At 42.8% G+C, this 9,110-nt stretch carries 7 protein-coding genes and 1 pseudogene; 4 read left to right on the plus strand and 4 right to left on the minus strand.

From position 1 onward, the window contains the following. Positions 1–388: 388 nt before the first annotated feature. Positions 389–1,159: a transposase gene (locus tag RM811_RS10995; protein ID WP_402524022.1), complete on the minus strand. Its 771-nt coding sequence runs from the start codon at positions 1,157–1,159 to the stop codon at positions 389–391. On the opposite strand from RM811_RS10995, the gene RM811_RS11000 reads away from it, so the two are divergent. Both RM811_RS11000 and RM811_RS11005 read left to right on the plus strand, forming a co-directional pair. Then, positions 1,148–1,348 (plus strand): hypothetical protein, encoded by a 201-nt coding sequence (locus RM811_RS11000; protein WP_402524007.1) that lies wholly within the window; start codon positions 1,148–1,150, stop codon positions 1,346–1,348. The two genes, RM811_RS10995 and RM811_RS11000, sit on opposite strands and share 12 nt — an antisense overlap. A 15-nt stretch (positions 1,349–1,363) precedes the next feature. Continuing rightward, positions 1,364–2,242 carry an ankyrin repeat domain-containing protein gene (locus tag RM811_RS11005; protein WP_402524010.1) on the plus strand — a complete coding sequence of 293 codons (879 nt, stop codon included), beginning with the start codon at positions 1,364–1,366 and terminating at the stop codon, positions 2,240–2,242. A 1,031-nt stretch (positions 2,243–3,273) separates the two neighbouring features. Here the strand turns inward: RM811_RS11005 and RM811_RS11010 are convergent. Beyond that, positions 3,274–4,353: a hypothetical protein gene (locus RM811_RS11010; protein WP_402524012.1), complete on the minus strand. Its 1,080-nt coding sequence runs from the start codon at positions 4,351–4,353 to the stop codon at positions 3,274–3,276. Positions 4,354–4,525: 172 nt separating this feature from the next. On the opposite strand from RM811_RS11010, the gene RM811_RS11015 reads away from it, so the two are divergent. Then, complete coding sequence (locus RM811_RS11015; RefSeq protein ID WP_402524014.1) at positions 4,526–5,281, plus strand: exonuclease domain-containing protein; 756 nt, start codon at positions 4,526–4,528, stop codon at positions 5,279–5,281. 623 nt (positions 5,282–5,904) lie between these two features. Here the strand turns inward: RM811_RS11015 and RM811_RS11020 are convergent. Continuing rightward, positions 5,905–6,759 (minus strand): C2H2-type zinc finger protein, encoded by an 855-nt coding sequence (locus RM811_RS11020; protein WP_402524016.1) that lies wholly within the window; start codon positions 6,757–6,759, stop codon positions 5,905–5,907. Positions 6,760–6,817: 58 nt separating this feature from the next. On the opposite strand from RM811_RS11020, the gene RM811_RS11025 reads away from it, so the two are divergent. Further along, on the plus strand, positions 6,818–8,947 hold the full coding sequence (locus RM811_RS11025; RefSeq protein ID WP_402524019.1) for a hypothetical protein: 2,130 nt from the start codon (positions 6,818–6,820) through the stop codon (positions 8,945–8,947). Here the strand turns inward: RM811_RS11025 and RM811_RS11030 are convergent. Next, a pseudogene (locus RM811_RS11030) lies at positions 8,909–9,110 on the minus strand (hypothetical protein); the annotation flags it as partial. The gene RM811_RS11025 and the pseudogene RM811_RS11030 overlap by 39 nt on opposite strands.

Below are 9,110 nucleotides of genomic sequence, written 5' to 3' on the forward strand. Positions count from 1 at the left end.
CCTTAAGGTGATTAACAGAGAGTTTTTTCAGGAAATAGTTTCATGAAAGATTTAAGAGCTGGGCTATGGTAGCCAAACCTGAGAATTGATTGGTGGCCTTTTCTTATAAATCGTGCAGTTTGATAGATCAGCTTTTGCATTACTGTCTTGATTCTTCTTCTTCTTCTTCTTCTTGATGCTGAGTGACGAACGGGAGAGTCTGGCCCCAATAAACTAGCTTGCCCCATATGACGTAAAATATTATAGGCAAGGGCACCAAGGCACATAACAAGGTCGTTGGTATCAAATTTTCCTCCAGATCCATGTCCGTTTTAAATTCACTGTGAAATTGCTCACTGGTCGCATGGTCTTCATAAAGTAAGATGATATGGTCATCTTTATAGTTATCTTAATCCAAGGTTGTCCACCAACCCTCAAGCTCATAATCAGGCGTTAAAAACATCTGCCCAACAGAATCCGTTGTGCGTTTAATAATACGGATAATTAAACGCTGTTTTCCATATTCGGTTTCATTAATCACAGAAAGTGTCGTATATTCTTTGCCAGGCCTGAACTCTTGCCACTCAACGCCTCGCACTTCAAACTCAGGTAACCATCGAGTGATTGTATGCTCTTTTCGAGGATTCAACTTGATTATGTGGTCAATATTTTTGTGACGCGCAACTTCTTTCCGAGTATCTTCAGCATCGTGCGCACTATCCAACCGAAGCAATAAACAGTTTTGAGTAAAACGACGAGCTCTGCGTATCACAGTATTTAAAAATGGGATGAAATCATTCTGGGAATGCTGTGATCCAGGGCGAAGCTCCAAACCCATACACCAGCCTTCCTGACCAATATAAGCAATAATTGGGGCATAGCCATCAAAGAGTTTGTAGGTACAGCTTACCCCTTCCTTTTTGGTATTTCGGTTGTCCTGGGGAGTAACATCAATATCCAGTGGCGTGTGTTGAGCAGGGTCCAAAGATTCGGCAAGAGGAGTCAATGGTGCGTTAAGATTGATCAACACTTCTGGAAGTGCTGCTTCAATTGCAGGGATCAGTTTCGTTGCATCCTCGTTAAATCGTAGCCGCAATGTACTTGAAGATGGCATCTGCTTTATGCCCAGGCTTTCTTTAAACCAGTCATCATGGCGGAAGTCATCAATATGGATGAAGATGAATCAGTTGAAATTCTAAGCTTATTGTTACCGATTATGGCGGAGCGTGAATTTTCCGTTACCTTGAAAAAACTGATATCGGAAGTCGCTGTTGTATCGGAAAAGACTCTGGAAACATGTATCTGGAAGATTTCTTCTGAACACGCTGACATCCTATTAAATAAATTTGTAATGGGGAGGTCAGAATAAGCTATAAAAACGGTAATGACTTCATTGTTGTCTACGATTGATTTGCATCATACGAATATAGAAGACATAGCAAAGAAATTGGTAAGGTTTGGGGGAGATATAAATATTCAAGACGACCATGGGATGACGTTGTTGCATAAAGCTGTGAGAGAGGAAAACACATTAACTAACAATATAACGGCATTGCTGAATCTGGGTGCTGATAGTAAGTTAGCAGATAATAGGTCGTGCATGCCATTGCATTATTTTTTGGGTCGGAGGCTCGAATGTATAGGGAATCATACTCATATCGGACGCTTGGTGAAGGCACTTCTGGGGGGGTGTGAACATAATATGGTCATAAATGCAAAAGATGAAGACGGAAATACTCCTCTGCACCTGGCTGTTGAAAAATGTAATCCTGGCGTAGTTGATCTGTTAATAAAACATAAAGGCGCTAAAATTGATGAATTGAATTTAGAAAGTAATACTCCATTATATTTGGCTATTTTGGAATATGTTCAAGAATCCCAATGTTATGACATTAGAGAGGGTTATAAAAGACTGATAAAAATGCTGGTGGGAGTTGGTGGAAATTCACATCGCTGTAATTCACGTGACGAAATGCTGTGGCATTGTCTTGTTAATTATACTCGTGGTCCATCGCAAGATTTAGAATTCATTACATGGGTGATTGATCGCGTGAAGGGCGGTCAGATTGATCGACGAGTGGGAACGGCTTATTATGGGCGGACACTGTTAATGATTATTGTCTGTGGATTTGAAGATAGTGATAAAGATTTAGAGCTGGCTTATCTAATCCTGGAGAAGGGTGCCAGCGTGTTTGCGAAAAACAGTGCCGGGGAAAGTGTGTTAGATATAGCCCGGGAAAGACAGGAAAAATTAAAAGTGTAAAATTAAAAGAACTGATTAAGATATTAGGATCCAAAGTTGAAAGCTCAGGAGTTAGTGAAAAGTTTGAACAGTTCGAGGTTACACACGGCAATGGTGATGTCATCGATTCTGAAAATAAAGATTTTCAACATGAAGAAAAGAAACCAAGGCTCGACAGATGGTTCTCTAATTAGCTCTCTTGTTAGTTTAAAATTGCTGGGATGGTGTTTATGGTTTAATAACAGAATATAAACAATTGAGGGAGGTAACAAAAGGCTCTTTTGAGTTTTAAAATAGAAACCAATCGGGCGTATTTTCATCAAAGAAAGAATGTGTCAGCCGGTAGCAAATGAGAGTTCAATGGGCATCGACCAGCATTCAACCACAGCATCCTGTGGACCAAGACATCACCATCCCTGAAACAGTATTTAAAAAAGGATATCGTTTGCTGACAACATATCAATCGAAAGCTGGTAACTACATCTAGCAGCATTTCTCCATAGTTAAACTACTAGGTTATGGATAGTCTTATCAAGGATTGACTCACTCTGAGATTATCTCATGATTATGGGCTTATCCGCATGTTCCTTTGCCTTGATAAAATAGTTTTAAATGTACACGCCATAAATCAAGAAAAGAATGATTCTAATAGAGATCAGCACCATCTTGATTGGTAGGTCGTCTTGGGCACAATATCAGCCATTAGAATGGACACCCAATACAGCCGGACACACCCGGAAGTGGCTATGTTGTCGTTAGTGGTTGGAATATTCGCAATCTATTATTCTCAGTACCACAGTATAGGGATGTTAGTATTAAAACCTATTATATGATCAGAAAATAGTAATAACAGGTTTAGTTATTATTCACTAAGTTGGTCTCGACACTGTTTTTAAATCGGATGGATATAAAATATATATTCTTTATATTGAAATCAATGACAACCATTAACGGCAACATAGCCAATCGGTACTGTTTGTAAAAATACTCCCCCAACGCCTCAGTTTACTGGCAAATGGCTAAATTATTTCTGGACAATTCCATAGTCACTATTATGCTACTGTATATTCTTCATCATAGAATTTATTTAAATTTTGAACGTTGTCTTTGTTTTCTAAAATTCTTTGAACATGAATATGTAAGTCAGAAACTTTATTCTGAAGATCGTGTTCATACTGAACTGGGATGCATTTTACTAAACGACTCTGTGCAATTATTTGAACAGCATTTGCTGTTAATGGATCTCCTGCAAGCTGGTTCACTATTGTTCTATAGCAATCTTGAAGCAAACGAATGTGTGAGATTTTTGTTGCTGATGGTGCAGTAATATCTTTACGAGGCACTGAATGTGAAATGCCTATAAAATCAATAAATTTGAAAGTTGACAGAAGATAACCTTCCTCTGCTCTTGTATAAGCTTTTTCATCAAAAGCAACAAAATCAAATAAAGACTCCAACTGAGATAGTTTATCTTCCAGTGATTCTCCGTATAACAATCGTGTGAAAGAATTTACAGCTTCCTTTGGTCCGTTAGCGAATATGTCTTCCATCGCTTTCGGAATATTAAGACTCTTGGATGTATCACCCCCTCGACCATCGGAAAAATAGTCACAAAGTTTTGGTATCGCTCTATTCTTTTTTGTATTTGCTGCTCGATATTTAGATGAGTTTTGAGTCTTTGACATCAGGAACTGCCCCCAGTTATAAGATCCGCTATCAGTCGTTGATAAGCTAGATGATGCTTGAGTATTAACGGTAAGGCCGTAATCAATATATTTGCATGCCAATATTTGTGTTCGCTCATCGTTCGTTGACAGCATATAATCAAGCGTGCTCTTGGCCTCTTGTCGTGTTACGGTTAGTTGCAGTACTGTAGTGGGGGTGAATATGTCTTCTCGGCTTGATGGAGGATTAACCTGATCCTTATTAGGGCTTTCTTTATTGGTTAGGATGTGACGGCATATATCGTCCAGCATTGTAACTCGTTTATTACAAGGCCAGCCCATAGCTATACCCGTAAGCTTGTCATTAAATTGCTCAGGTTCCTTAGTTACTAATTCTTTAGTTGCAGCCAACACCTTATTATCATTTACATAGAATCCGGCTGAGCCCGAAAGACCTTGAACGTTCATAATTATGACCTCAATAATCAACAAAATTGATATAATTATGATCATGGAAAAAGCAAAAAGTTCCGTATTGTCAATATTTCCGACAATTTTTATCTGAATCTGTAGCTTCAGGAGCGAATAATTCCCTAATCGAATATAAAAGGATAGCTATGTTGAAACATCAAACCCTGACATGGCATCAATCTGCCAAATCGGGATCGCACAATTTGAAGATGGCAAACTGGTTAATGAGTGGTCTTCATTGGTAAGCCCGGAGGATTACTTCGACCCGATCAATGTTGGCATTCATGGTATTAATGAAGCGGATATTAGGGATGCCCCAACTTTCCCTGAGGTTTATGAACAGCTACACAATTTGCTTGCCGACACAGTTACTGTCAGTCATTCCCATTTTGACCGTGTATCCGTTGGTAGATCCATTGCCAAACACTCATTGAAACCAATAATGACAGAGTGGCTCGATTCCGCCAGAGTAGTTCGCCGAGCGTGGGATGAGTGCGCTCGTAAGGGCTATGGTCTGGCTAATGTCTGCAAAATAATTGGTTATGAATTTGACCATCATGATGCCTTGGAGGATGCCAAGGCCTGTGGATATGTCCTGCTGGCAGCTATTGAAAAGACAGGGATAAGCTTGGAGCAATGGCAAAGTAAAGTGACTATGCCGATTGGCCTCTCAACATCCAGCTCAGGCAGATCAGGAACTTCTGAGAAAATTAAGCGGGAAGGAAATCCGGAAGGCGAGTTTTATGGTGAAATATTGGTGTTTACCGGGGCTCTAATCATCCCTCGTAGGGAAGCTGCCGATCTTGCATCTACTGTTGGCTGTACAGTTGCTTCCAGTGTTACGAAGAAAACGACAATGCTCGTCGTTGGCGACCAAGAGGAATTAAGAGGAATTAACGGGACATCCATAAATCGGGGGAATTAACGGGACATCCATAAATCGGGAATTAACGGGACATCCATAAATCCAGGGCGAAAGCTTAAGTAAAACGTTGGTTCAATTTATACGGGGAATTAACGGGAGGGAATTAACGGGACATCCATAAATCCAGGGCGAAAGCTTAAGTAAAAGGGGAATTAACGGGACATCCATAAATCGGGAATTAACGGGACATCCATAAATCGGGAATTAACGAGACATCCATAAATCCAGGGCGAAAGCTTAAGTAAAACGTTGGTTCAATTTATACGGATAGGAATTTATGGATGTCCTGTTCCTTTCTGTTCCTTTATCGTTCTTTTGTTACTGCTCTACTCTCGTTTTCAGAATGAATAAACAGGACATCCACGAGAATAAACAGGTCTTCCATAAATCCAGAGTAAAATCTTCAGTAAAACGTTGGTTCAATTTTTATGATTAGTAAATTTATGGATGTCCTGTTCTTTCTCAGTAAAACGTTGGTTCAATTTTTATGATTAGTAAATTTATGGATGTCCTGTTCTTTCTGTTCTTTCTGTTCTTTCTGTTCTTTCTGTTCTTTGCTGTTCTTTGCTGTTCTTTGGGTAAATTTATGGATGTCCTGTTCTTTTTCTGTTCTTTTTATCGCTCTAATGGTAATCCTGTGGAGGCAAAGCAGGTATTACCCTTCGCTTATCCAGAGGATAGTGACCAGTATTTTTTAACTCTTCGGTTAATAACTGTGGAGCAGGTTTGACGCATGCGTTTTTCTTATTCTTGTGCTGTTTTAGGGTGCTACTCTGTTTAAACGTCTTCCCACATTCATCACATTCATAGGGCTTCTTGTCAGAGTGGATGAGGAGGTGTTTTTTCAGGCTGCTACTCTGTTTAAACGTCTTCCCACATTCATCACATTCATAGGGCTTCTTGTCAGAGTGGATCTGGAGGTGCTGTTTTAGGGTGCTACACTGTCTAAACGTCTTCCCACATTCATCACATTCATAGGGCTTCTCCCCGGTGTGGATGAGGCGGTGCTGTTTTAGGGTAATACTCTGTTTAAACGCCTTCCCACATCCATCACATTCATAGGGCTTCTTGTCAGAGTGGATCTGGAGGTGCTGTTTTAGGGTGCTACTCTGTCTAAACGTCTTCCCACATTCACCACATTCATAGGGCTTCTCCCCGGTGTGGATGAGGAGGTGTTTTTTTAGGGTGGCACGGCGGTCAAATGCCGTCTCGCAGAATTCGCATATAAATTTATTTAGAATGAATTCTTTAATATCCCTGCCACTTAGTAAATGTGAAGGAATTGGCTCGTCAGTGAGCGCCCGCTTCTGCGTGTATGGTAATGGATATTGATCAGTAACAGGCTTCGGTGAACCATGTAACTGACAAACCGCTTTTTTTTCCTGTGTTACTTTTTCTAGCAACATCCGGGAAATGTCGTCTATAGAACGTTTTTTGCTTGTTGGAGTCATGCCTCTATTGACACTTGCTCCAAACAAAAGTTCCCCCCCCACAGAATAAATCCAACTTTATGTCAATCATACAAAAGGACTTGCTATGGCCATTAGCAATAACGACGTAAAACTCTATGAAAGCCAACGTCTTTCCGATGAAGAAGATGGTGGCGGTCGGGTCACTGGTAACGAGGTTATTGACGGTAACGTCAATAATCTTTTTCAGGATATTTCCCGGATTGACCGAACTATTGGTGACGTAGCATTGCGTAAGGCGTTCATCGGGATAAGCACCGATAACAATGACACCTACCTCGGCAGTCACCTTATCCTGACTGAACCGCCGAAGGATAAGAATGTCAGCGTCTTGCTGTTCAATACCGACAATCAAACCGATGAACGCCTCGATGCAAGAGACAGAATTGAGAGCTATGTTGTACCCGGCATTAAGGCGAATTGGGAACTGGTCGGCGACCAGCTTGAAGGCCAGCGTTCAGTGGTCGGCTATCAGCGTGAGGAACTGGCTATTCCTGAAATTGGTGAGGTTTATAAAATCACCACTCCCGATGGCCTGACCAGTCAGTTCATCAGGATCACAGCCATTGACCATAGTTCTGCCACATTTACCTACCACTACGGTTCGCAATATGTGGACTTCTCCCAGCGTAAGCTGGACATGCAGATCAGCGCACCGTTAATCACCACCTTTATTGGTGCGCCTCCCGTCCCCGGAACGCCAGAAGAAGAAACCAGCCTGATTCATGGCACACAGATAGCCGACACCTCCCGTTATTACGGCATTCAGCCATTGAGCGCCAACATTACCTCTGGCGACCTAACTATCAAGGCCGAGAGCGTTTATGCACCACTGGTGCCGAGCGCAAAAGTAGAAACCCCACTGCTTGACCAGTATGGCGGCTATACCGGCAAAACAATGGTGGCCACTGCTGACACTACCCGTTCAGTCAGTTATCGTTTTGTTCATATCTCCGAGAGTCAGAGCAGAACCTACCTTCAACGGGGAGCCCTGCCGAAAACCCTGAGCCTGTCATTAGAAGGCGGCACCTTTGAAGATGATGGTGCGGGAAACCTGCTCCACAAAGGCGGCACCAATAACTTCAGCAAATTGACCGTGGATTATGAACTCGGGCTAATTAATGTATGGCGAGCCAGCAGTTATTACACAGGAACAACGAACGCTACCTATCAGCCAGCCGTGGCGATTACTGGTGCTTCTATCAGTGGCGCTATTGAGATCACCAACCAGAACCGGGGCTTCAATTACACCCGGAATATGGCCGAAGCCAAGCCGAGGCCGGGAACTCTGGTGGTCAGCTATATAGCTCTCGGCAAGTGGCAGGATATTCGTGATACCGGCGCTGGCCAGATGGTGGGCTCTGGTACGGGAACCATTCTATTTGCAACGGGCTCCGCTGCTATCACCCTCGATGCCTTGCCTGATCCAGACAGTGCAATCGTCTTTAGTTATGTGGCGCAAAATGATGATGAGGTAACCATAAGAACCGGCTCGGTTCCAGTGGATGATATGACCTTTCGGCATACCGTAGAAAAGCCCGGCGTTAATCCCGGAAGTATGACAGTGACGTATGTTTCCTCCGGGGCGAATAAAACCCTGACCGATCAGGCTAATGGTTTGCTCACTGGTGATGGTAATGGTGCGATCCATTACGCTCCCGGAGAATTGAGCTTTAAGTTGGACTTCCTGCCCGATAGCGGCACCGAGATAGAACTGACCTATCAGCAAGGCAATAGTGCCGGTGGTGAGGTAATAGTATCCGTCGATGGTCAGGGCGTAATGAGTGGCACCATTCCCGGAGCGCCACTATTGCCCGGATCAGTGCAGTTGCAGTTCTTGGTTGAGCAGTTATCCAACGTCCCAAGCGTTTCCAAATCGGCTGATGACTGGACGACTTACGAGACTACAAAGAATGTGGCAAAGCAGGTCAGCGATGGTACAGCGGGTGGCTGGCGTGGTGTGACCGGTGTTATTGATTATCAGACCGGGGCTTTTACCATTCTGGCATTAGAGAACTACAGCTATCCTGAATGGCGGATTAAATATCAAAGAGGCTCTTATGTCCGAAGGATAGAAGCCACTAATATAGCTAAAACCCAAACCTTTAACGGCATCTCTATTACTGCCATTGCACAGGCGAGTAATCTTAGTAAGTTCTCAAAAACTGCTGGCCACGCCACACGACAGTTGACGTGAAGCACCCTCGATCAGGCTACTCAATCTCGGAAATAACCCATCGCCCATTAGTCGGCTTTTCAGATAATCCCAAAAAGAGAGACCATACAGGCGACACGTTTTCTTCAGGCTGGCAAAAGTGTCGCGACTTTGCCGCCCTGCATCGCTTCTCGTCCCTCCGCTG

The organism is Endozoicomonas sp. (genome assembly GCF_031844845.1).
Classification (GTDB): Bacteria; Pseudomonadota; Gammaproteobacteria; order Pseudomonadales; family Endozoicomonadaceae; genus Endozoicomonas.